The 23,477-nt window shown below is 70.2% G+C and carries 20 protein-coding genes and 1 pseudogene; 10 read left to right on the top strand and 11 right to left on the bottom strand.

What is annotated here, in order from left to right; all coding sequences use genetic code 11:
- Positions 1-118 precede the first annotated feature (118 nt).
- The 3 genes from EZH22_RS26850 to EZH22_RS26840 all read right to left on the bottom strand — a co-directional run bounded on the left by EZH22_RS26850 (position 119) and on the right by EZH22_RS26840 (position 1,727).
- Positions 119-589 (bottom strand): pyridoxamine 5'-phosphate oxidase family protein, encoded by a 471-nt coding sequence (locus tag EZH22_RS26850; RefSeq protein WP_203193411.1) that lies wholly within the window; start codon positions 587-589, stop codon positions 119-121.
- Positions 590-663: 74 nt separating this feature from the next.
- A complete protein-coding gene (locus EZH22_RS26845; protein WP_203193410.1) occupies positions 664-1,347 on the bottom strand; it encodes a class I SAM-dependent methyltransferase in 684 nt (227 codons plus the stop codon).
- The gene (locus EZH22_RS26840; RefSeq protein ID WP_203193409.1) at positions 1,314-1,727 is read right to left on the bottom strand and encodes an EVE domain-containing protein; all 414 of its coding nucleotides are present in this window, start codon (positions 1,725-1,727) and stop codon (positions 1,314-1,316) included. Before EZH22_RS26840 ends, EZH22_RS26845 begins: the two co-directional genes overlap by 34 nt.
- A gap of 195 nt (positions 1,728-1,922) precedes the next feature.
- Here EZH22_RS26840 and EZH22_RS26835 point away from each other — a divergent pair, with 195 nt between their 5' ends.
- Both EZH22_RS26835 and EZH22_RS26830 read left to right on the top strand, forming a co-directional pair.
- Positions 1,923-2,222 (top strand): antibiotic biosynthesis monooxygenase family protein, encoded by a 300-nt coding sequence (locus EZH22_RS26835; protein ID WP_203193408.1) that lies wholly within the window; start codon positions 1,923-1,925, stop codon positions 2,220-2,222.
- A gap of 279 nt (positions 2,223-2,501) precedes the next feature.
- A complete protein-coding gene (locus EZH22_RS26830) occupies positions 2,502-3,254 on the top strand; it encodes a YkgJ family cysteine cluster protein (protein WP_203193407.1) in 753 nt (250 codons plus the stop codon).
- 13 nt (positions 3,255-3,267) lie between these two features.
- Here the strand turns inward: EZH22_RS26830 and EZH22_RS26825 are convergent, their stop codons facing one another.
- Positions 3,268-4,221, bottom strand: coding sequence for an NAD(P)H-dependent glycerol-3-phosphate dehydrogenase (locus tag EZH22_RS26825; protein WP_203196788.1), 954 nt, complete (start codon positions 4,219-4,221; stop codon positions 3,268-3,270).
- Positions 4,222-4,257: 36 nt separating this feature from the next.
- Complete coding sequence (tsaD, locus tag EZH22_RS26820) at positions 4,258-5,328, bottom strand: tRNA (adenosine(37)-N6)-threonylcarbamoyltransferase complex transferase subunit TsaD (protein WP_203193406.1); 1,071 nt, start codon at positions 5,326-5,328, stop codon at positions 4,258-4,260.
- Between the two features lie 98 nt (positions 5,329-5,426).
- Between tsaD and hemC the strand changes: the two genes are divergently transcribed.
- The 5 genes and pseudogenes from hemC to lepA all read left to right on the top strand — a co-directional run bounded on the left by hemC (position 5,427) and on the right by lepA (position 12,443).
- Positions 5,427-6,380: a hydroxymethylbilane synthase gene (gene hemC, locus EZH22_RS26815; protein WP_203193405.1), complete on the top strand. Its 954-nt coding sequence runs from the start codon at positions 5,427-5,429 to the stop codon at positions 6,378-6,380.
- Positions 6,381-6,491: 111 nt separating this feature from the next.
- On the top strand, positions 6,492-7,190 hold the full coding sequence (locus tag EZH22_RS26810; RefSeq protein WP_203193404.1) for a uroporphyrinogen-III synthase: 699 nt from the start codon (positions 6,492-6,494) through the stop codon (positions 7,188-7,190).
- Between the two features lie 110 nt (positions 7,191-7,300).
- A complete protein-coding gene (locus EZH22_RS26805; protein WP_203193403.1) occupies positions 7,301-8,737 on the top strand; it encodes a COG4223 family protein in 1,437 nt (478 codons plus the stop codon).
- Complete coding sequence (locus EZH22_RS26800) at positions 8,734-10,467, top strand: heme biosynthesis protein HemY (RefSeq protein WP_203193402.1); 1,734 nt, start codon at positions 8,734-8,736, stop codon at positions 10,465-10,467. Before EZH22_RS26805 ends, EZH22_RS26800 begins: the two co-directional genes overlap by 4 nt.
- A gap of 171 nt (positions 10,468-10,638) precedes the next feature.
- Positions 10,639-12,443 (top strand): annotated as a pseudogene (gene lepA, locus EZH22_RS26795) (translation elongation factor 4).
- 12 nt (positions 12,444-12,455) lie between these two features.
- On the opposite strand, the gene EZH22_RS26790 reads toward lepA, so the two are convergent.
- Entirely contained in the window at positions 12,456-13,721 is a 1,266-nt protein-coding gene (locus EZH22_RS26790) for a PepSY-associated TM helix domain-containing protein (protein WP_203193401.1), read from the bottom strand.
- A gap of 488 nt (positions 13,722-14,209) precedes the next feature.
- Here EZH22_RS26790 and glsA point away from each other — a divergent pair, with 488 nt between their 5' ends.
- Entirely contained in the window at positions 14,210-15,196 is a 987-nt protein-coding gene (gene glsA, locus EZH22_RS26785; RefSeq protein WP_203193400.1) for a glutaminase A, read from the top strand.
- Between the two features lie 199 nt (positions 15,197-15,395).
- Here the strand turns inward: glsA and EZH22_RS26780 are convergent, their stop codons facing one another.
- Positions 15,396-15,806: a hypothetical protein gene (locus EZH22_RS26780; protein ID WP_231711168.1), complete on the bottom strand. Its 411-nt coding sequence runs from the start codon at positions 15,804-15,806 to the stop codon at positions 15,396-15,398.
- Positions 15,807-16,211: 405 nt separating this feature from the next.
- Between EZH22_RS26780 and groES the strand changes: the two genes are divergently transcribed.
- The gene (groES, locus tag EZH22_RS26775) at positions 16,212-16,502 is read left to right on the top strand and encodes a co-chaperone GroES (protein WP_203193399.1); all 291 of its coding nucleotides are present in this window, start codon (positions 16,212-16,214) and stop codon (positions 16,500-16,502) included.
- A gap of 65 nt (positions 16,503-16,567) precedes the next feature.
- A complete protein-coding gene (gene groL, locus EZH22_RS26770) occupies positions 16,568-18,217 on the top strand; it encodes a chaperonin GroEL (RefSeq protein WP_203193398.1) in 1,650 nt (549 codons plus the stop codon).
- A 177-nt stretch (positions 18,218-18,394) separates the two neighbouring features.
- Here the strand turns inward: groL and EZH22_RS26765 are convergent, their stop codons facing one another.
- The 4 genes from EZH22_RS26765 to EZH22_RS26750 all read right to left on the bottom strand — a co-directional run bounded on the left by EZH22_RS26765 (position 18,395) and on the right by EZH22_RS26750 (position 23,461).
- Complete coding sequence (locus EZH22_RS26765) at positions 18,395-19,897, bottom strand: protein adenylyltransferase SelO (RefSeq protein ID WP_203193397.1); 1,503 nt, start codon at positions 19,895-19,897, stop codon at positions 18,395-18,397.
- A 160-nt stretch (positions 19,898-20,057) separates the two neighbouring features.
- Positions 20,058-20,801, bottom strand: a complete 744-nt coding sequence (gene ubiG / locus EZH22_RS26760) for a bifunctional 2-polyprenyl-6-hydroxyphenol methylase/3-demethylubiquinol 3-O-methyltransferase UbiG (protein WP_408647650.1) — start codon at positions 20,799-20,801, stop codon at positions 20,058-20,060.
- Between the two features lie 59 nt (positions 20,802-20,860).
- Entirely contained in the window at positions 20,861-21,412 is a 552-nt protein-coding gene (gene rsmD, locus EZH22_RS26755) for a 16S rRNA (guanine(966)-N(2))-methyltransferase RsmD (RefSeq protein ID WP_203193396.1), read from the bottom strand.
- A gap of 18 nt (positions 21,413-21,430) precedes the next feature.
- A complete protein-coding gene (locus EZH22_RS26750) occupies positions 21,431-23,461 on the bottom strand; it encodes a pseudouridine synthase (protein ID WP_203193395.1) in 2,031 nt (676 codons plus the stop codon).
- Positions 23,462-23,477: the final 16 nt, after the last annotated feature.

Raw genomic sequence — 23,477 nt, 5'->3', positions numbered from 1 at the left:
TTGCGGCCGGCGGGATGGGTGGTGCCGCCAGGGCGGGTTTTCGCGGCCGACGTGTAGGGGGAACGACGCCCTCCGGTCGAGCCGAAGGGCGAGATGGGGCGCGCCGCCGCCATCGGGCTCAGAGCTGGACCTTCTGGTTGTCTCCGAGGTTCGGCGTCCTTTCGCCGAGGATGCCGGCGGCGAGCTTGAACGCGCTCACGATATCACCGTCGCCGTCCCAGTATTCCGCCTGATCGGGCTCCACCTTCACCAGGATGGCATTGGGATCATCCGGCCCTCCGGGGAAGAAGGCCTCCATGTAGGAGGTCCATATCTCCTTCAGCTTGGCGGTGTCGCGCACCACCTCGGCCCGGCCCGAAACCGACAGGTGGAAGCGGTCGGAATGGTCGACGAAGGTAAGGCACACGTGCGGCTCGCGGGCGATCTCGTCGTCCTTGGCGCCGCGCCGGTCCGTTACGAACCAGATGGCCCTTTCCGCCTGCTGCACCACCGGCGCCATGGGCCGGGCGCGCAGGCGCGGGCCGTCGTGGTCGACGAACATGCAGTCGCGCTGCTGCGCCATCTTTTTCCAGATCTCGTGGATTTCCATTGCCGCGCCTCCTTTTGGCCTCGGCAGGGCAACGGTTGGCGCTGGCGAAGGTTCCCCCCGCGCGCCGGGCGCCCTCAGCGCGGGCGCCAGACGCAGGTGCGCTTGATCTCCATGTCCTCCAGTTCCCGCGTCACCGGCACCGCGTATTCGGCGAGGCGTTCCAGGCGGTCCCTCGGCAGGTAGGTGCGGCCCGGATCGCCCACGAGCACGCCGGCGCCGCGCGCGGCGAGGGCGAACAGCCAGGCGAAGACGCGCTCCGACAGGTCGCGCTCATAGGCGATGTCGCCGGCCAGCACGGTCTCCCAGCCGTCGTCGCGGCCGATGAGGTCGGTGTCCGCCGCGGCGACGGCGACGCCGTTCTCCGCTCCGTTGAGGGCGATGGCGGCCCGGGCGAAGGGGTCTATGTCGGCGCAGGTTACCTGCGCCGCGCCCGCCTTCATGGCGGCGATGCCCACGAGCCCGGAGCCGGAGGCGAAGTCCAGCACGCGCTTGCCCTTCACCGCGTCCGGATGGTCCAGCACATGCCGCGCCAGCGCCTGCCCGCCGGCCCAGGCGAAGGCCCAGAAGGGCGGGGGCAGGCCCATCTCGCCCAGTTCCTCCTCGGTGCGGTGCCAGATGGGCACCGCCTCGTCGGCCACGTGAAGGCGGATTTCGGGGACCAGCGGCACGGGCCGCAGCCGGGTTTCGGTGCGGATGAAGGCGATGGGATCGTGTATGGGGCGGCTCACACGCCGCCCAGCCCGCAGATGAGGTCCCATTCCGCGTCGGTGACCGGCTGCACCGAGAGGCGGGAGAACCTGATCAGCGCCATCTCCTGCAACCGCGGATCCGCCTTGATGGCGGCCAGCGTCACCGGCGTCTTGAGCGGCTTCACCGCCTTGATGTCCACCATCACGAACTTGCCGCTCTCGTCGGAGGGGTCGGGGTAGGCCTCTTTGATCACCTCCACGATGCCGACGATCTCCTTACCCTCGTTGGAATGGTAGAAGAAGCCCTTGTCGCCGGTCCTCATGGCCAGAAGCTGTTGCTTGGCGAGGTGGTTGCGCACGCCATCCCAATGGGTGCCCTTGGCACCGGCCTTCACCTGCATCTCCCAGGACCATTTGAAGGGTTCGGACTTGTAGAGCCAATGGGCCATGACAAAGCTCGCGTCGCAAAAGAACAATGTGTCCGGGTTTGCCCATTCCGGCGGAGCTTGGCAAGGAGACTCGGCGCGGCGCGCCTTTGCTGCCGGGCCTGTGCGCGATGGCCGAGGGTGTCTTGCCTGACGGGGGCGAAGCCTTAATGTCCCGGCCGGCGGCGCGGACGGGCCGCCGGAGGAGAGGAACGCACCATGGTCTATGAGATCGCCACGCTCGACATCAAGGAAGGCTCGGAAGCCGCCTTCGAGGCCGCCGTGAAGGAAGCCGCGCCGCATTTCCAGAAATCGCGTGGCTGCCGCGGCCTGTCGCTCGAGCGCTCTGTCGAGACGCCGTCACGTTATTATCTCGTGGTCACCTGGGACACGGTGGAAGACCACATGGTCCACTTCCGCAATTCTCCCGAATTCCAGGAATGGCGCCGCCTCGTCGGCCCGCATTTCGCCAGCCCGCCGTCGGTGGAGCACACGAGCGTGGTCGGCGACTTCTTCTGACCAGAAGTGCCGTCATGCCCGGCTTGTCAAGCAAGCTGGGCATGACGGCAGTCACCTGTCTGCCTTCGTGTCCCCGGCTCTCCTTCCGCTGCGCTGCATGCGTCCGCGGCACGAGGCCAGGCGCGTGCCGCGCCCTTTCCCGTGCCTACGCAGTTTCCCCATGTTGAATGCTATGTCTGTATGGACATAGCTTGTTCCATCTCAATGTGCCGGCTCACGACGTTGGTCAGCATGCCGGCGCGCCCGTTGCGGGGCGGTTGGAATATTTGGAGGCTTGCGGTGGCGGTCGCTTCACAAACCCGCGCGGAGACCGGCGAGGGTCCCGCCGCCTTCTTTCGTGCCCAGCATGCCGCCTTCGGCCTCACCCTCGATGCCCACAAGGGCGCGGCGGATTTCCTCGACCGCATCTGGATGCAGGCCTTTTCCAGCTACGAGCACAATGTGGCCGAGCAGACGAAGGACCTGCCGCCACTGGCCTGCCGCAAGGGCTGCGGCACCTGTTGCCGCATCCAGGTTGTCGCCACCGCGCCGGAGGTGCTGATGGTGGCGCGCTACGTGCGGGCCATGGCGGGCGGATTCCGCAAGGTGGGCATCGACCTGCCCGCGCGCCTCGCCGCCACCGCCGACGCCACGGCCGAGACCGCCGGCACCATGTTCCTCGGCCGCGAATGCCCGTTCCTCGCCGAGGGCATCTGCGTGATCTACCCGGTGCGCCCGCTCGCCTGCCGCGGCCATGTCTCCTTCAACGAGGAGGCCTGCGTCTCCGCGCTCGAGGACGAGGCGGACGAGGTGCCGGTCTCCGAATCACACCGCACGGTCCGCGCCCTGGTGCAGGGTGCCCTGCAATCGGCCCTGCGCGATGCGGGGCACGCTTGGTCGCTTTACGACCTGGTCGGTGCCCTGAAGATTGCCCTCGCCCGCGTCGATGCCGAGGCGGCATTCCGCGCCGGAGAGGACGTGCTGCATCCCGCCATCATCGACCATGTGAGCCGCGAGGAGATGGCGCGCACCTTTGACAAGCTGAAGGCGTAGGGCGCTGGGCGCCCTACGCCTCGGCTCTCTGCGGGCGGGCCATGAGCGCCTCTATGGCGTCGTCGATGGAGATCCGCCCGCCGAGCACCGCATCCACCGCGGCGCTCACCGGCACGTCCACGCCCTTTGCCGCGGCCATCTCCACCAGAACGCCGGCGGTGAAGGCGCCCTCCGCCAGCTTGTCCCCCGCCGCCTCACCGGCCCCCAGGGCGCGGCCGAAGGCGAAGTTGCGCGATTGCGGGCCGGACGTGGTGAGGATGAGGTCGCCGAGGCCGGAAAGCCCGGTGATGGTCTCCGCCTTCGCCCCGTACGCCCGCCCGAAGCGCATCAGCTCGGCGAAGCCGCGCGCCACCAGCGCCGCCGCCGCGCTCGCTCCGAGCCTGCGGCCGGCGACGATGCCCGCGGCGATGGCCAGCACGTTCTTCGCCGCCCCGCCGATTTCCACCCCGCGCACGTCGGTGGAGTGATAGAGCCGCAGCGTCGGGGAGCCGAGCGCCCGGGTGACGGCCACGGCCAGCGCCGCGTCGCGGGCGGCAAGGGTGACGGCGGTGGGCAGTCCCGCCGCCACGTCGGAAGCGAAGCTCGGCCCCGAGAGCACGGCCGGCGACGCCTTCGGCATCACCTCGGCGATCACCTCGCTCATGAAAGCGCGGCTGCCGCGCTCGATGCCCTTGGCACACGAGATCACCGGCAGGCCGGGACGCGCCAGCGGCGCGAGGCGCTCGAGGGCCTCGCGGCAGGCCTGCGCCGGCACCACCAGCAGCAGCGCATCGCAAGCGGCGACGGCGGCAAGGTCACCGGTGGGCGTGACCGCCGGATCAAGGGCGATGCCGGGCAGGTCCGCGCGGTTCTCCCGCAGCCGCGCCATCTCGGCCATGGCGACGCCGTCGCGGCCCCAGAGCACCACATCGCGTCCGGCGCGGGCGGCGGCGTTGGCCAGCGCCGTACCCCACGCGCCCGCGCCCATGACGCCGATGCGCCGAAAGACCGAAGACGGCACCGGTCAGGCCCGGGCGTTGGCGGATGCGGCGGCGGCCGGATCCAGCGGCCAGCGGGCGCGTGGGCTCACGTCCAGCTTGTCGCGGAGGCCGCGGGCGAGGCGTTCCGCCCCCGCCCAGGCGATCATGGCGCCGTTGTCGGTGCACAGGGCCGGCGTCGGCATGGCGTAGCGGACATTGAGCTCGGCGGCGACCTTCGCCAGTGTCTCGCGGATCATGCCGTTGGCCGCCACGCCGCCCGCCGCCACGAGGGCCGTGGGCCCGCGCCCGAGCCGGTCGCGGAAGGCGCGGGCGCCGGCGCGCACCCGGTCGGCGATCAGGTCCACCACCGCCGCCTGGAAGCCGGCGCACAGGTCGGCCACGTCGTCGTCGGTGAGCGGGGCAAGGCGGTCGGCTTCCAGCCGCACGGCGGTCTTCAGGCCGGAGAGGGAGAAGTCCGGCTCGCGCCGGCCCAGCATGGGGCGGGGGAAGGCGAAGCGCCCCGCATAGCCGAGCTTGGCCTGCGCCTCCACCTGCGGCCCGCCGGGATAGGGCAGGCTCAGCATCTTCGCCACCTTGTCGAAGGCTTCGCCCACCGCGTCGTCCAGCGTGGTGCCGAGGCGGGTGTAGCGGCCGACATCCTCCACCGCGAGCAACTGTGTGTGCCCGCCGGAGACGAGCAGCAGCAGATAGGGGAAGGCGACGCCGTCGGTGAGGCGGGCGGTGAGCGCGTGGGCCTCCAGATGGTTCACCGCCACCAGCGGCTTCTTGGCCGCGAGCGCGATGGCCTTGGCGGTGGTGAGGCCGACGATGACCCCGCCGATGAGCCCCGGGCCCGCCGCCGCTGCGACGCCCGAGAGCTCGGAATAGTCCACGTTCGCCTGCCGCATGGCCTCGGCGATCACATGATCGAGGATTTCCACATGGGCGCGCGCGGCGATCTCCGGCACCACGCCGCCATAGGGCGAGTGGATTTCCACCTGCGAGCGGATGACGTTGGAGCGGATGTCGGACGCTCCCGAAGGCGAGCGCGCCACCACGGCCGCAGAGGTCTCGTCGCAGGTGGTCTCGATGCCGAGAACCAGAAGATCGGCCAAACCCTGTCCCTCCAGAACGTCCCGCGCTGCGCCGGAACGCCGCTCTATCCCATTTCGATTCCCTCGCGCATTGTACGCGGCCCCGCGCGAGATTACGAATGAGCGACACACCGAAATCCGAACCCGCGTCCGTGAGGCCGCGCCTCACCATCGGCACGCGCGGCAGTCCGCTGGCACTGTGGCAGGCCCATGCCGTGCAGGCCGCCCTTTCGGCGGCGCTGAAGGTGCCGGCGGAGGCGATCGCCATCTCTGTCATCCGCACCTCCGGCGACCAGATCCAGGACCGCGCGCTGTCGGAGGCGGGGGGCAAGGGCCTGTTCACCAAGGAGATCGAGGAAGCGCTGCTGGACGGCCGGGTGGACCTGGCCGTGCATTCGGCGAAGGACGTGGCGACTTTCCTGCCGGAGGGCCTGCACCTTGCCGGCTATCTGCCACGGGCGGACGTGCGCGACGCCCTCATCCTGAAGGAGGGGGCGGGGCTCGATGATCTTCCCGCCGGCGCGCGCATCGGCACCGCCTCGCTCCGGCGCGAGGCGCAATTGCGGCGCCTGCGGCCGGATCTCAAGGTGGAATTGCTGCGCGGCAACGTCCACACCCGCCTCGCCAAGGTGAAGGATGGCGAGTTCGACGCCACCCTGCTGGCGCTGGCCGGCCTGACCCGCCTTGGCCTCGCCGAAGCCGCGAGCGCGCTGCTCGATCCGGCGGATTTCCTGCCGGCGGTGGGGCAGGGGGCGGTGGCGATCGAATGCCGCATCGACGATCCGGACACCAACGCGGCCATCGCCGCCATCGCCTGCCGGGATACCGGCATCGCCCTCGATGCCGAGCGCGCCTTCCTGTCCGCCCTCGACGGCTCGTGTCGCACCCCCATCGCGGGCCTTGCCACGGTGGAGGGGCGGGAGGTGCGCCTGCGCGGCCTCGTGCTGGTGCCCGACGGCTCCGATGCGGCGGAGATCGAGGCGCGGGCGCCCATCGTCGATGCCGCCCGCCTCGGAACGGAATGTGGCGCCACGCTGCGGGCGAGCGCGCCGGCCCGGCTGCTGGGCCTGTGAGGGGAACGCGGCGCGGCAAGGGATCTGGTTGCGCGCCGCCGGCAGGTCATTTCGATCTGCCCACAAAAGCCATGTTCTGCCCCGTTTCTTGAAGCGGATTGAGAGTGACCCATGCATGTTCTCGTCACCCGGCCGGAGCCCGCCGCCTCCCAGACGGCCCAGCGCCTGCGCGCGCTCGGGCATGGGGTGACGGTCGATCCCATGCTGCGCATCGCGCCGACCCGGACGCCGTTGCCCGAAGGCCCGTTCGATGCGGTGGCCTTCACCTCCATCAACGGGGTGAAGGCGTTCGCCACCCATCCGGAAGGGCAGCGCTTCTTTCATCTGCCGGCGTTCGCGGTGGGGCCGCGCACCGCCAAGGAAGCCCGCGCGGCCGGCTTCACCCAGGTGGCGGACTGCGATGGCGACGCCTCGGCCCTGGCCGGACGCATCGCCGCCGCGCTCCCATCCGGCGCGCGGGTGCTGAACCCCGCCGGCGAGGACCGGGCGGCGGACCTTCAGGCCCTGTTGGCGGCACCGGGCATCACCCTGGACCTCGCCATCATCTATGCGGCCGAGCCCGCCGACGCATTGTCCGAGGAGGCCCGCGCCGCGCTCGCCGCAGGAACCGTCACGGCGGCGCTGCACTTGTCCCAAAGGACGGTCAAGACCCTGCTGCGGTGCGTCGCCGCGGCGGGCCTCACCGGCGAACTGGCCCGCGTGCGCGAACTGTGCCTGTCCGAGCAGGTGGCCGAGCCGCTGGTGAAGGCGGGGCTGAAGGTGGAGGTGGCCGCCGCCCCCAACGAGGATGCGCTTTTCGCCCTGCTGTGACGGGGCTGTGACGGGCGTCGGCACGCCGGGCTGTTGCGGCGTGACGCGGGGCGGTCTATCCCGGACCGGAACGCGGATCAGATCTCACGAGGGAGGCACGAGGGACGCCCATGGTGCGCGACGATCCGGCGAGCGACCATCCAAAGGCGGAGGACTTCGTCTCCCGCCCGGCCCGCACCCCACCCACGCTCGACCTGAAGGCCGAGGCCGTCGCGGACACGCCCCCGGCCGATGCTGCGCCGGCGGCGCCCGAAACTTCGGCATCCAGCGGCGACGCCGCACCGTTCGAGACCGACACCGCGGTGGCGAGTCCCTCCGGCCTGGAGGCGGCCGAGGCCCCGTTCGAGACGAAGAGCGCCGAGCAGGTGGCCGAAGAGGCGCTTGCGCCCGCCGCCGCACCCGTCCCGCCGGCCCGCTCGGGCGCCGGAGCGTTCGTCGCGGCCCTTCTCGCTGGTGCCGTCGCCGGTGGCGGCGTGGCCGGCGGCCTGTGGTATGCGCTGCCGGAAAAGGCGCCTGCGGCGCTGCCGCCGACGGTGTCGGCGCCCGCGCCGTCACCCATGGATGTGTCTCCGCTCCAGAGCCGCATCGCCGCCCTCGAGGCGCGCCCCGCCGCCGATCCGAAGGCGCTCGCGGCACTTTCCGAGCGGCTGGAACGCAGTGAGGCGGCGCTGAAGAGCCTTGAAGCCACGGTCGCCGGCCTCAAGGCCGCGCCGGCGCCCGTGCCGGCTCCTGCCGCCCCGACCGCGCCGGCTGTGCCGCCCGGATTGGTGAAAACGGTGGACGAGCTGAAGGCTGCATCCGAGGCCGCCCGGGCCACCCTCGCCGCCGCAACCCGCGAGATCGAGGCGCTGCGCACGGCGCAGGCGGGCCTCCAGACCGCTGCCGCCACGGCCGCTTCCGGCGCCCAGCAGGCCGGCGCGCAGGTTCTGGCGCTTGGTGCCCGCATCGACGCCGTCGGGCCACGCCTCGATGCCCTGAAGACGCAGATCGAGGACGCCGCCGCCACCGCCACCGCCTTCAACCGCGCCGCGGCCGGGCTGGTGGTGCTCGCCACCTTCCGCGACGCGGTCGTCTCCGGCCGGCCCTTCGCGGCGGAGCTCGCCGCCGCGCGCACCACGCTCGGCGCCGGCGCCGGCCAGCTCGCCCCCTTTTCCGCCGCCGCTGCGGAGGGCTTCGCCCCGCCGGCGAAGCTCGCCGCACGCCTGGCGCAGGAAGGCGCCACCGCATTCGGCGCGCTGGCCCCCGCGCCGGCGACGCCCTCCGCCTCCCTGCTCGATCGGCTGATGGCCTCTGCCGAGAGCCTGGTGAAGGTGCGCCCCGCCGCCGGCCCCGGCGCGATCGATGCGGAAGCGCTCCTCAAAGCCGCCGTCGCCCAGGTGAAGGCCGGCCAGCTGGAGGAGGCCCTGCGCACGTTGAGGCAACTGCCGGAAGGCGTGCTGGCGCGCCTGTCCGTCGTTCGCGACATCGAGGCGCGGGCCCAGGCGGTGCGTGTCGCCGGCACACTCTACCAGCAGCAGCTCGCCGCCATTTCGGGGAAGGTGCCGTGATCCGCCTCGTATTGTTCCTTCTCGTCCTCGTCGCCATCGCCTTCGGCGCGTCCTGGCTCGCCGATCGGCCGGGCGAGATCGCCGTCGTCTGGCAGGGCTGGCGGGTGGAGACCACCGTGCCGGTGGCCCTCGCGGTGTTCGCGGTGATCACCGGGCTGCTGCTCCTTTTGTGGCGGCTTCTGTCCGTCCTCGTGCGCTCGCCGAAGCTCCTCGCCGCCTTCTCGCGCCGCCGGCGGCGCGAGAAGGGCTGGAACGCGGTGTCGCGCGGCCTGCTGGCGGTGGGCATCGGCGACCATGCCGCCGTCCGCCACGCGCGGGCGGAGGCGGTGAAGTTCTTGCCCCATGAGCCGCTGACCCACCTGCTGACGGCCCAGGCGGCGCAGCTCGACAACAACCACGAGGTGGCCGTGGCCGCCTTCCGCGCCATGGTGGACGACCCGGCGACACGCCTGCTCGGCCTGCGCGGGCTCCACATGGAAGCCCGCAAGGCCGGGGACAAGGTGGCGGCCTACGCCATCGCCGAGGAGGCCGCAGCGTCGGCCCCTGCGCTCGGCTGGGCGGCGGAGGCGGTGATCGAGGCGCGCTGCGCCGGCGGCGATTACGCCGGCGCGCGGGCCATCCTCGAACGCCAGATGGCGCACAAGGGCATCGACAAGGCGCAATATCGCCGCCGCAAGGCCGTGCTGCTGGCGGCGGAAGCCATCGCCCTGGAGCAGAGCGATCCACCGGTGGCGCGTGAGCGGGCAGTGGAGGCGGTGCGCCTTGCTCCCACCCTGGTGCCCGCCGCAGCCTGCGCCGGCCGCTTGCTCGGCGCTGACGGGGAGTTGCGCAAGGCGGCGAGAATCGTGGAGACCGCGTTTGCCGCCAGTCCCCATCCGGAACTCGCGGATGTGGAGGCCTATCTGCGCCCGGGCGATGCCGCGCAGGACCGCCTGAAACGCATCCGTGCGCTGGTGAACCGGGCGCCGGCCCATCGTGAGAGCGCGATCGCGCTCGCCCGCGCCGCCATCGACGCGCAGGAGTTCAAGCAGGCGCGCATGGTGCTGGAGCCGCTGCTCGCCGAGCCGAGCCAGCGCATCTGCCTGCTGATGGCGGAGCTGGAAGCCGCCGAGCACGCCGATATCGGCAAGGCGCGGGAATGGACGGCGCGGGCGGTGCGGGCCAACCGCGATCCGGCCTGGATCGCCGATGGCGTCGTCTCCGACCGTTGGGCCGCCATCTCTCCGGTCACCGGCCGCCTCGACGTCTTCGTGTGGGACGTGCCGCCGGGTGTTTCCGCCACGCCGATCCTGGAGCATGAGGCGGAGCGGGTGAAGGCTGCCATCGCCGCCGTGCGGGCCAGCGAGGAGGCGAAGGCGGCCGAGCAGGCCGCGGCCCTCTCCCTCGCGGCGGAGCGGGCGGCCGCCCGCACGCTCGCCGCCGGGCAGGCGGAGGCCATCGCCGAGGCGGAGGAAGCGGGCATCACGGCACCCGAGATGCCGAAGCCGCCCATGGCGCAGAAGGCGGCGGAGGCCGCGCCGGTGGTCGTCGAGATCGTCCCTCCGGCATCGCCGCCCGCCGCGCCGGTGTCTGCCGCGTCGCCGGCTCCGGCTGCATTCGCCGATCGCAGCCGGTCGCCGCGGCCGGATCCCATCGTGGCGCTGCCGCCGCTCCCCGACGATCCCGGCCCGGAGCCGGAGGAGCCCGACGCCGCCGGCAACGGCAAGAAACGGCGCCTGATGGGGTTGTGAGGCGAAGACCGCTGCCCTTCGAGCCAGGGCGGCGGCCGAAGTTGACCCGTTGGTCCACAGGCGGAAAAGGGCCGCGGCCGCTCCCCGCCGCAGCCGGGCGCGTTCAGGTGGAGGAGCTCCCTGCGCCCGCTCCGCCTTGTGGCCGCCCCGCGCCGGTGCTATGCGGCCCGGATGACCGCCACCGCCCAGAAGAACATCCGCAACTTCTCCATCGTCGCCCATATCGACCATGGGAAATCGACCCTCGCCGACCGCCTGATTCAGCTCACCGGCGGCCTCTCCGAGCGGGAGATGACGGAGCAGGTGCTCGATAACATGGATATCGAGCGCGAGCGCGGCATCACCATCAAGGCCCAGACCGTGCGCCTGTCCTACAAGGCGAAGGACGGCGAGACCTACACCCTCAACCTCATCGACACCCCCGGCCACGTGGACTTCGCCTATGAGGTGAACCGCTCGCTGGCCGCCGTGGAGGGCTCGCTGCTGGTGGTGGACGCCTCCCAGGGCGTCGAGGCGCAGACGCTCGCCAACGTCTACCAGGCCATCGACAACAACCACGACATCATTCCCGTCCTCAACAAGATCGACCTGCCCGCCGCCGAGCCGGAGAAGGTGAAGGCGCAGATCGAGGACGTGATCGGCCTCGACGCCTCCGATGCCATCGGCATTTCCGCCAAGACCGGCCTCAACGTGGACCAGGTGCTGGAGGCCATCGTCACCCGCCTGCCGCCGCCCATGGGCGACCGCGAGGCGCCGCTGAAGGCGCTGCTGGTCGACAGCTGGTACGACACCTATCTCGGCGTCGTGGTGCTGGTGCGGGTGGTGGACGGCGTGCTGAAGAAGGGCCAGCGCATCAAGATGCTGGGCTCAGGCGCCGTCAACGACGTGGACCGGGTGGGCGTGTTCACCCCAAGATGGTGGTCATGGCCGAGCTTGGCCCGGGGGAGATCGGCTTCCTCACCGGCTCCATCAAGGAAGTGGCGGACACCCGCGTCGGCGATACCATCACCGAGGAGAAGCGCCCCTGCGCCGACATGCTGCCGGGCTTCAAGCCGGCCCAGCCGGTGGTGTTCTGCGGCCTGTTCCCGGTGGATGCGGCCCAGTTCGAGGACCTGCGCGCCGCCATGGGCAAGCTGCGCCTCAACGACGCCAGCTTCTCCTATGAGATGGAGACCTCGGCGGCGCTAGGCTTCGGCTTCCGCTGCGGCTTCCTCGGGCTTTTGCATCTGGAGATCATCCAGGAGCGGCTGGAGCGCGAGTTCAACCTCGACCTCATCGCCACCGCCCCCTCGGTCATCTACGAGATCCAGATGACGGACGGCTCGGTGATCGACCTGCACAACCCGGCCGACATGCCGGACGTGGTGAAGATCGAGGAGATCCGCGAGCCGTGGATCCGCGCCACCATCCTCACCCCGGACGACTATCTCGGCTCGGTTCTCAAGCTCTGCCAGGACCGGCGCGGCAACCAGATCGAGCTCACCTACGTGGGCGCGCGTGCCATGGTCACCTATGACCTGCCGCTGAACGAGGTGGTGTTCGACTTCTACGACCGGCTGAAGTCCATCTCCAAGGGCTACGCCTCCTTCGATTACCAGATTACCGAGTATCGCCCCGGCGACCTGGTGAAGATGTCGATCCTGGTGAATGCCGAGCCGGTGGATGCGCTCTCCATGCTGGTGCATCGCGCGCGCGCCGACGCGCGGGGCCGGGTGATGTGCGAGAAGCTGAAGGACCTGATCCCCCAGCATCTGTTCAACATCCCGATCCAGGCCGCCATCGGCGCCAAGATCATCGCCCGCGAGACCATCAAGGCGCTGCGCAAGGACGTGACCGCCAAGTGTTATGGCGGTGATATCTCGAGAAAGCGCAAGCTTCTGGACAAGCAGAAGGAAGGCAAGAAGAAGATGCGCCAGTTCGGCAAGGTGGAGATTCCGCAGGAAGCTTTCATCGCCGCGCTGAAGATGGACGAATAGGCCCGGCGCGCCCTATTCCGCCGGCGCCGCCTTCGCCCGTGCGGACTTCGCCGCACGACCCTTGCGCCCCGCGCGCTTCTTCCACCACACGACGACGCCGGTGACGGACAGCATCGCCACCGCGAGCCCGGTCACGCAGATGAGGATGCGCCCCGGCAGGCCGAGGATGCGGCCACTGTGGATGGGGAACTGCACCTGCAGGAAAATGTCCCCCGCCGTGCCGACGCCGGGCAGGGAGGCGCCCTTGTACGCCGCCGTCTCGCCGTCGAAATAGAGCCAGCGTGTGTCCATCGGCTCGTCGGGCTCGCCAAAGGCGACGCCGAAGATGCCGTAGTGCGGCGAGTAGAAGATCTGGCGCGCGGGGGTGTCCCAGCCGCGCGCGCGGGCCTGCCCGACCCCAGCCTCCAGAGCCACGTCGTAGGAGAGGGTGCGCTCGCGCGGCTTCTCCAGCGCAGCACCGGACAAGGGCGTGGGTGTGAGCTTCGAGAGCAGGCCGACCACCGGCTCCACCACTTCCGCCCGCAGGTTCATGGCGACGGACGAGAGCGCCACGGCGATCAGCATTGCGAAGAGCCACAACCCCGCGGCGCGGTGCAGGTCGAGGCTGAGGCGGAAGGTGCTGCCCCCCTTGATGGCGAAGGCAGGCCGCCACTTGGCGAAGAAGGGCCGCCCGCGCGGGAAGGTGAGGGCGAGGCCGACGAAGCCGTCGAGCAGCCACAGGACCCCGACGCCGCCCATCAGCAGGATGCCATAGGTGCCCGGCAGGCTCAGATTGTGGTGGAACTCGTAGAGGAAGGGAACGAGGTTGAGGCGGGAGAAACAGCATTCGCCCCACAGGCGCTCGGCGAGGATCGTCCCGCTCACCGGGTCGACGTGGAGGCGGTCGGCCTGAAGGTCGAACGGCCGGCCTGTGGCGGGATCGGTCCGTCCGGAGATGAGCGCCTGCGCCGAGCGGCCCGGCTCGCGTTCGAGGCTCATGAACCAGACGACCCGCTTCGGATCGCCGGCCTCGATGCGCGCGGCGAGGGCTTCCGGCGAGAGCGGGGCACCCATGGCCACCGCCGTGTAGGCATCAGGATTGAGCCAGCGGTCGATTTCCGTGTGGAAGGCGAGCAGGCTGCCCGTCAATCCGGCAACGGCGAGGAAGAGGGCGGTGGTGAGGCCCAGGACGCGGTGGACCACCACCAGCAGCGGACGCAGCTGGAATCGTCCGCTGCTGCGCGGGGCAGCAATTGCCGGGTCCCGGATGTCCGTCCTTCCGCCACCGTCCGCGGTCATGCGATCTCGACCATGCGAACGACCGTAGCCAGTATCAGGACGGGAAAGGCATTCGGATGTCGCCGATGCTGGCGGCAGGGCATCAATGCACACCCCATATCTGAACTCGCAATTTAATTTAATATATGCAGATCGGTATGATTGAATTTTTGAGTGATCAAGTCGAAAGTATCTTTCATTCATAAATTTATAAGTTTTAAAATTCCAAATTATCTCATTTTTGTATTTGTATGAATTTTAGATTGGGGGACTTTTCATCCCGGTCTCCGGATTGCAGCAGCCTTCCTCGTCATTGATTGTCTCCCCTGGGATCTTGGCACGTCTTGTGCTTGCTGAATTGACGCGAGCCCTGCTTGTCGTTCGCTTGGCGCCTGTTCGTCCGCTGTCCGTTCGGGCAGGATCGCATCGTGATCCCCGCCGGGGTGAGGTTTGGCCGGGCAGGCTTTCTGGCGGCAGGCCGCGCGGCGTGGGACGTTAAAGGAGCGATCATGGCAGTGAGCCAGAGTGCGGGCGGCGCCTATGGACTCGAATCGGTCGTCCGCCACACCTACGAGCGCGCGCGGCACGATATTTCGGGCGAACTCGCGGCCTATATCCCGGAGCTGGCGCGCGTCGATCCGGAGCGGTTCGGCATTGCCGCGATCTCGGTCGAGGGCGAGCTCGTGGGGGTGGGCGACGTGGAGGTGCCTTTCACCATCCAGTCCATCTCGAAGGCGCTTGCCTATTGTCTCGCACTTGAGGCGCTGGGCCGGGAAAAGGTGCTCGCCCACGTGGGGGTCGAACCCTCGGGTGACGCTTTCAACGCCATCGTTTTCGACCCGACCACCAACCGTCCCTACAATCCGATGGTGAATGCGGGTGCCATCACCGTCAGCGGCCTCATCGCCGGCGCGTATGGCGGCGAGGCTTTCGAGATGCTGATGGACCGCTTCTCGGCCGCGGCGGGGCGCCGGCTCGACATCGACGAGACGGTCTATCGCTCCGAGGCGGAGACCGGTCACCGCAACCGCGGCATCGCCCATCTGCTCAAGAGCGCCGGCGCGCTCGATGCGGACGTGGATGCCACGGTCGATCTCTATTTCCGCCAGTGCTCCATCCTCGTCACCGCCTCCGACCTCGCCCGGATGGGCGCGACGCTGGCCAATATCGGGGAAAACCCGCTGACCCGGGCGACCGTGTTCGGGGTGGAAGCGGTCCGCAACACGCTCTCCGTCATGTTCACGTCGGGCATGTACGATTTCGCCGGCAACTGGGCGTTCGATGTGGGCGTGCCGGCAAAGAGCGGGGTAGGCGGGGGCATTCTCGGGGTGGTGAATCGGCAGCTGGGCATCGGCACCTATTCGCCGCGCCTCGACGCCAAGGGCAATTCGGTCCGCGGCATCGCCGCCTTCCGCGAGCTCACGGAGGAGCTCGGGCTGCACATCTTCGATCCCACCAATCGCGGCTCGGCGATGCTTGGGGCGTTCAGCCGCTGAAAGCGAGCCCCGAAAGCGATCTCCGCAGGGGCGCGTGAACGCAGCCGTCTCGCGGCCGGGAGGAAGGGGGCCGGCCGTTCACCCCGCCGCATCACGCAGGAATGCGGCGGCAGGAGACGGGCGGCCCAGATCCATGGGGCCAGAGCGCTTTTGCCGTTCGAGCAAAGGCGAAAGCCGGCGCCGCAGCGCCGGCAACCGCTCAGGAGCAGCGCACGTAGACCATGGTGCCGTAGCGCTTGGCCACCTCGGGGTCCACGAACTTCAGCACCAGCACGTTGCCGTCGAAACGGACCACCTGGCGGTCGCGCTCGCCGCCGGCGGGGTCGTCGGGCGGGCCGATGAACACCGGGCCGCCGCCCGACTGCTTGGAGACCAGCTCCGTCAGCTTGTTGTCGTCGGCGAGATACATCATCACGCCGCCACTGGAGCCGGCGGTGATGACGTAGGGATTGTTGCCGCACGAGGCCCGGGCCTGGTTCTCGGTGCGGGTGGCGTCGTCCGGACGGTGGTAAGCGGCAAGGCCCCAGCGGCCGACGAGGCGATCGGGGGAATCGGGCTCGTATATTGCGGCCTGGAGGGGGGCGGCGCCTCGGTGGGGCTGGTGGTGCACGCGGCGAGCGACAGCGCCATGGCCATCACGGCGACACCCGCGAGGCCGGCGCGGCGCGCGGTGCCGGCCTCCGACTTCGACCACGCAAACATCTTGTTCATGAGCTTTCCGAGGCCTCCCGCCCGCCTGGGGCCAGTTTCCAATCGCCCGCCACACCAGCCGGTGCCGCCGACCATAATGGCTGGCACCGTCCACGTCGATTCCATGGCTTGGCTTGAACCATAGGCTGGCAGGGTTACCGCTTTGCTAGTTTTACGTCCGCCACCCGCCGCCATGCCATATGTTGCACCGCGCCTTGACGGGGCGGGATGGCCCGCTTATCTCCGCAACGAGCTTGGCACTCTCCCCGCATGAGTGCCAGAACCGGCGAGCCCTCGGGCTCGCGCCCCTCGGAGAGGTATATACATGTCCTTCCGTCCCCTGCACGACCGTGTGGTCGTCAAGCGCATCGAAGCCGAGCAGAAGACCGCTGGCGGCATCATCATCCCCGACACCGTCAAGGAAAAGCCCCAGGAGGGCGAGGTGATCGCGGTTGGCGCTGGCGCGCGCGACGAGGCGGGCAAGCTCGTCCCCCTCGACGTGAAGGCCGGTGACCGCGTGCTGTTCGGCAAGTGGTCGGGCACCGAAGTGAAGATCGACGGCGCCGACCTGCTCATCATGAAGGAGAGCGACATCCTCGGCGTGATCACCAAGTGATCTGCCGGCGAGTGATCGCCCTCCGGTCCAGCCGGAACTGAAGAAACCCCATTCAGGAGGCCGAAATGGCTGCCAAAGAAGTCAAGTTTTCCGGCGATGCGCGCGAGAAGCTGCTGCGCGGCGTCGATATCCTCGCCAACGCGGTGAAGGTCACCCTCGGCCCCAAGGGCCGCAACGTGGTGATTGAGAAGTCCTTCGGCGCCCCCCGCATCACCAAGGACGGCGTCACCGTCGCCAAGGAGATCGAGCTCGAGGACAAGTTCGAGAACCTCGGCGCCCAGCTGGTGCGTGAGGTCGCCTCCAAGACCAACGACCTGGCCGGCGACGGCACCACCACCGCCACCGTTCTGGCCCAGGCCATCGTCAAGGAAGGCGCCAAGGCGGTTGCCGCCGGCATGAACCCGATGGACCTGAAGCGCGGCATCGATCTCGCCGTCGCCGCCGCCATCGCCGACATCAAGGGCCGCGCCAAGAAGGTCTCCTCCTCCGCGGAAGTCGCGCAGGTCGGCACCATCTCCGCCAACGGCGATGCCTCCATCGGCGAGATGATCGCCGGCGCCATGCAGCGCGTGGGCAACGAGGGCGTCATCACCGTCGAGGAAGCCAAGACCGCCGAGACCGAGCTCGAAGTGGTCGAAGGCATGCAGTTCGACCGCGGCTATCTCTCTCCGTACTTCATCACCAATGCGGAGAAGATGATCGCCGACCTGGAAGAGCCCTACCTCCTCATCTTCGAGAAGAAGCTCTCCGGCCTCCAGCCGATCCTGCCGGTCCTCGAGGCCGTGGTGCAGACCGGCCGTCCCCTGGTCATCGTGGCCGAGGACGTGGAAGGCGAGGCGCTCGCCACCCTGGTGGTGAACAAGCTGCGCGGCGGCCTGAAGGTTGCGGCGGTGAAGGCCCCGGGCTTCGGCGACCGTCGCAAGGCCATGCTGGAGGATATCGCCATCCTCACCGGCGGTACCGTGATCTCGGAAGATCTCGGCATCAAGCTTGAGAATGTGACCCTCGCCCAGCTCGGCCGCGCCAAGAAGGTGATTCTCGAGAAGGAGAAGACCACCATCGTGGACGGCGTCGGCGAGAAGGCCGACATCGAGGCCCGCGTCAACCAGATCAAGGCGCAGATCGAGGAGACCTCCTCGGACTACGACCGCGAGAAGCTCCAGGAGCGCCTGGCCAAGCTCGCGGGCGGCGTCGCGGTGATCCGCGTCGGCGGCTCCACGGAAGTGGAAGTCAAGGAGAAGAAGGACCGCGTTGACGACGCCCTGAACGCCACCCGCGCTGCGGTGGAAGAAGGCATCGTTCCCGGCGGCGGCGTGGCCCTGCTGCGCGCCAAGAAGGCGGTGGAGACGGTCACCTCCGACAACGCCGACATCAAGGCTGGCATCAAGATCGTCCTGCGCGCCCTCGAGGCCCCCATCCGCCAGATCGCCGAGAATTCCGGCGTGGAAGGCTCCATCGTGGTGGGCAAGGTGCAGGAGTCCAACGATCCGAACTTCGGCTTCAACGCGCAGACCGAAGAATACGTGGACATGATCTCTGCCGGTATCGTCGATCCGGCGAAGGTGGTGCGCACCGCCCTGCAGGATGCGGCCTCCATCGCCGCCCTGATCGTCACCACCGAAGCACTGGTGGCCGAGGCCCCCAAGCGTGACGGCGGCGGCGCCCCCTCCATGCCCGGCGGCGGCATGGGCGGTATGGGCGGCATGGACTTCTGAGGAAGTCCAGGCCAACCAAGGTCTTAGGCCCCAAAGCCGGCGATGCCGGCTTTGGGGGGCGGCATGGACTTCTGATCCATCGCCTCATCTGAGGTATGCGAGAGGGCGCGGCTTCGGCCGCGCCCTTTTCGTTTGGATTTCCGGTTTCTCAGGCAGCGCTGCGCCGCCCGATGAGGTTCACGTCCCGCAGAACGTCTGGTAGCCCTCCATCTGCGGGGGGAGTTCGGCGTAGGCGGCAAAGGCCGGCTGGTCCTCGTACGGCCGCGCCAGGACCTTGTTGAGCTCCTCGAAGGGAGAGAAATCGCCACGCTCGATGGCCGCGGTAATCACCGCTTCCACCAGATGGTTGCGCGGAATGAAGGCCGGGTTCACCCGGTCCATGGCCGCGCGCACCGCGGCGCCGTCGCGTCCCCTTGCGTCCAGCCGCTCCCGCCAGCGCATCGCCCAGGCGTCGAAGGCCTCCCGGTCGAGGAACAGGTCGCGCACGGAACCTTCCGCCTCCGGATCGGCGGCGAAGGCGCCGAGCCGCCGGAAGGTGAGGGTGAAATCCGCCTTCGACGCCGCCATCACCGCCAAGAGGTCGAGGGCGAGAGCCAGATCCGCCTCGGCCACGGCCTCATCCGGCGCGCCATCGAGCCCGATCTTGGCGATGAGGCCGGCGTGGTGCGCGGCCTTGAAGCGCGTCGGGAAGCGGCCCAGCGCGTCGTTGGCGGCGGCGATGGCCGCGTCCTTGTCCTCGTCCAGCAGCGGAATGAGGCATTCAGCGAAGCGGGCGAGGTTCCAATGGGCGATGTCCGGCTGGTTGCCATAGGCATAGCGGCCCATCTGGTCGATGGATGAGAACACCGTCGACGGGTCGTAGGCGTCCAGGAAGGCGCAGGGGCCGTAATCGATGGTCTCGCCGGAGACGGACATGTTGTCCGTGTTCATGACGCCATGGATGAAGCCCACCAGAAGCCAGCGCGCCACCAGCGCCGCTTGTCGGTCGATCACCGCGTCGAGCAGCGCGTGATAGGGCCGCGGCGCGCCGGCGATGTCCGGATAGTGGCGGGCGATGGTGTAGTCGGCGAGCTGGCGCACGGCGTCGGTCGCCTTGCGGGCGGCGAAGAACTGGAAGGTGCCGATGCGGATGTGGCTCGCCGCCACCCGGGTCAGCACCGCGCCGGGCAGCGCCCGTTCGCGCACGATGGGCTCGCCGGTGGTCACCGCCGCCAGCGCCCGCGTGGTGGGGATGCCCAGCGCCGCCATGGCCTCGCTCACGGTGTATTCGCGCAGCACCGGGCCGAGCGCGGCGCGTCCGTCGCCGCGGCGGGAGAAGGGGGTGGGGCCGGAGCCCTTGAGCTGGATGTCGCGGCGGCGCCCGTCGCGCCCCACCACCTCGCCCAGCAGGATCGCGCGGCCGTCGCCGAGCTGGGGCGAGAAATGGCCGAACTGGTGCCCGGCATAGGCGAGGGCGATGGGCTCGGCGCCCTCCGGCACCCGCTGGCCGGCGAAGACTGCGACGCCTTCAGGGGTGGCGAGGGTCATCGGGTCGAGGCCGAGCTCCTCGGCAAGGCCGGTGTTCACCTTCACCAGCGCCGGCGCCGTCACGGGGGTCGGCTGCGCGGGCGCGTAGAAGCCGGGAAGGTCCCGCGCGTAGGAATTGTCGAATGGAAAGGGGGCAGAAGAGGGGGCAGTCATGGCACGGCAATCTCCCCCGGGCCGCAATGGGGTCGCCCAGGATCTCAAGGATGCAAAAGGGTGAGCGCTTTGGCGGGCCGTGTCCAGCTTTCGCGCCGGCCGGCATCGCGCGGTTCCGCGCGGCGGGGATCCGGAATGCTTCAGGCGCGGGGCCGCCCGCCTACGCGGCCCGCTCGGCCACCATGAAGTAGTTTACCGACAGGTCCTCGGTCAGCCGGAAGTCGCCGGAGATCGGCCCGTAGGCCATCCCCACCTTCTCGTGCGCGCAGAAGCCGGCGGCGGCCAGCGTCGCCTCCAGTTCCTCGGGCGTGATGAACTTCTCCCAGCGATGGGTCCCGGGGGGCAGCCAGCGCAGCACGTATTCGGCCCCGACGATGGCGAGGGCGAAGCTCTTCGCCGTGCGGTTCAGGGTGGACAGGACCAGCACGCCTCCCTCCGCCACGAGTTGCCCGGCGGTGCGGACAAAGAGGCCCACGTCGGCCACGTGCTCCACCACCTCCAGCGCCACCACCACGTCGAAGCGGGCGCCGCGCGCGGCGAGTTCCTCGGCGGTGACCGGCAGATAGTCGATGGCGAGGCCAGATGCATCCGCGTGGGCGCGGGCGATGTCGATATTGCCGGGCGCGGGGTCGATGCCGGTCACATGCGCGCCCATGCGGGCGAGGGGCTCGCAGAGCAGGCCGCCGCCGCAGCCGATGTCGAGGAGGGTGAGGCCCTTGAGGGGGCGCAGCGCCCGGCCGTCGCGGCCGAGCCGGCGCACCAGCGCATCGCGCAGGAAAGCGAGCCGCGCCGGGTTCATGGCGTGGAGCGGGGCCATCTTGCCCTTCTCGTCCCACCATTGGGCGCCCAGCGCGTCGAAGCGGGCGACCTCGGCGGGATCGACGGTGGCGTTCATCTGCGGCATGGCGGCCTCCTCGTTGCGTCCAGCATTAAGCGGGCACCGGCCGCCCGGCAAGGCGGGCATCAGGCACGTTCGAGAAACGTGAGCTCGCTCTCGTCATAGGCGCGGCGCTCCAGTTCCCGGAAGCCTTCCGGTACGGCAAAGGCCCCGGTGCGCTCCTCCACCACGAGCAGCGCATCCGGGGTGAGCCAGCCACCCGCCAGGGCGCTCGCCACCGCCTGCTCGGCGAGGCCCTTGCCGTAGGGCGGATCGCAGAAGGCGAGGCCATGGGGCTCGCCCGGCCCCATCTCGCCGAGGCGCGTGGCGTCGCGGCGGAAGATCCGGGCGACGCCGGTGAGGCGAAGCGCCTCCATATTGTCGCGGATGAGGCCGCGCGCTTCCGCCGCGTCCTCCACGAACACGGCGAAGCGCGCGCCGCGCGAGAGCGCCTCGATGCCCAACGCCCCCGTGCCGGCGAAGAGATCCAGCACGCGGGCGCCGTCGCATGGGTCGCCATAGGCGTGGGCCAGCACGTTGAACAGGCTTTCCCGCAGCCGGTCCGAGGTGGGACGCGTGGCACTGGAGGAGGGGCCTTTCAGCGTCCGCCCCTTGAGGCTGCCGCCGACGATGCGCATGGCGGGCCGCGCGTCCGGTCAGCGCTTTCCGCGCGGGGCGGCGGGTTTTCCGCCGGGCCGGCCGCCGGGCTTGCCGCCTGCCGGCCTGCCGCCGGAGGGCTTGCCGCCCGGCTTGCCACCGAACCCGCCGGGCCGCCCGCCCGCCTTGCCGGCGGGCTTGTCGCCGAAGCTGCGGCCACGCGGCTTGTCACCATAGTCTCCGCCGCTGCGGCCTTCCGGCCGGTCGCTGCGGGCACGGACCGGGCGGTCGCCCTGGGGCCGCTCGCTGCGGAACGGCTTGTCGCCGGACCGCTCGGCGCGGCCGGCGGGCTTGTCGCCGAAGCTGCGGGCGCGCGGCTTGTCACCATAGTCCCCGCCGCTGCGGCCTTCCGGCCGGTCGCTGCGGAACGGCTTCTCGCCCGACCGCTCGGCGCGTCCGGCGGGCTTGTCGCCGAAGCTGCGGGCGCGCGGCTTGTCACCATAGTCCCCACCGCTGCGGCCCTCGGGCCGGTCGCTGCGGGTACGGATCGGGCGGTCGCCCTGGGGGCGGTCGGCACGGAACGGCTTGTCGCCCTCGGCGCGGCGCGGGCCGCTGCGCTTGACGCCGCCCTCATCCTCGTAGCGGCGCGGACGCTCGGCGCCGCGCTCGTGGCGCGGGCCTGACGGACGGACCTCGTCCCGCTCGCGGGAACGGGGCGGGCCGTCGGGCCGGGGACGGCGGGGCCGCTCCTCGCCCTCGGGACCGGAGCGGGTGGGGCGGCGGCGGAAATCTTCCTTGCCTTCGGCATCGCGGCGCGGACCGCGCTCGTCGGATCGGAAGGACGGCCGGCCCGATGGGCGCCCCTTGGCTCCGGCGGTCCCGCGCTGCGGCCGCTCGAAGCCGGCCTCGTCGCGGCCGCGCCGGGGCGGGCGGGCGTCGTCGCCCTTGCGGACGCCGGGCCGCGCGCCGCGCGCCGGAGCATCCGATTTCGAGGCCACCACGCGCTCCACCTTCACCGTGCGGCCCTTGCGGTCGGCCACCGAGCCGCGGCTTTCCACGGCATTGTCGTCGCTCATCCGGCGCCGCGCGCGGGGTTCCGCGGGGCGGATCACATCCGCCTCGGGCGCATCGAAGCCGGCATCGCGCGGCGCGCGGCGGCCCGGCACCTTCAGGCCGCCGGTCTTCTCCGCCGCCGCCTGCTTCTTGCCGGCGGGGCGGTAGGCCGGGCGCACCGGGACCTCTTCCACCTCGCGCTCAACGAGGAGGCCGGTGAAATCCGCGCCGGCAGCGGCGGCGAGGTCGGCGCCGATCTGGTCGCGCAGCACGCGGGTGCGCACCTCCTCGATGCCGCCCTCGGCGATCTCGCCGAGCTGGAACGGGCCGTAGGACACGCGGATGAGCCGGTTCACCTGGAGGCCGAGGGCGCCCAGCACGTTGCGGATCTCGCGGTTCTTGCCCTCGCGCAGGGACACGGTGATCCAGGCATTGGCGCCCTGCACCCGGTCAAGCTCGGCCTCGATGGGGCCGTATTCCACGCCGTCCACGGTGACGCCCCTGAGGAGGGCATCGAGCTTGGCCTGGTCCACCTCGCCGTTGGCGCGCACGCGGTAGCGGCGCAGCCAGCCGGTCTCGGGCAATTCCAGCACGCGGGCGAGGCCGCCGTCGTTGGTGAGCAGCAGCAGGCCTTCTGAATTGAGGTCGAGCCGCCCCACGCTGACGAGGCGCGGCAGACCCTTCGGCAGGATCTCGAACAGGGTGGTGCGCCCTTCCGGGTCGCGGTTCGTGGTCACCACGCCCTTGGGCTTGTGGTAAAGGAAGAGTCGGGTGCGCTCGCGCTCCGGCAGCGGTTCGCCGTCGATGGTGATGGCGTCGGCGGCGGTGACGGTGACGCCGGGTGCCGTGAGCACCTCGCCGTTCACCGCGACGCGGCCGGCCTCGATCCACTCCTCGATCTCGCGGCGCGAGCCGAGGCCGGCGCGGGCGACGACCTTGGCGACGCGTTCGCCCTCCTTGGGCGTGGCTGCGGGAAGTTCGCGCTTCTGGCGCGGAACGCGGTTCTTGTCCTTGCGGGGCGGTGATGTGCGCGGCATGAGGGGCAGTTAGCAC

The organism is Xanthobacter dioxanivorans (assembly GCF_016807805.1).
Classification (GTDB): domain Bacteria; phylum Pseudomonadota; class Alphaproteobacteria; order Rhizobiales; family Xanthobacteraceae; genus Xanthobacter; species Xanthobacter dioxanivorans.
This window is presented reverse-complemented; position numbering and strand designations above follow the sequence as displayed.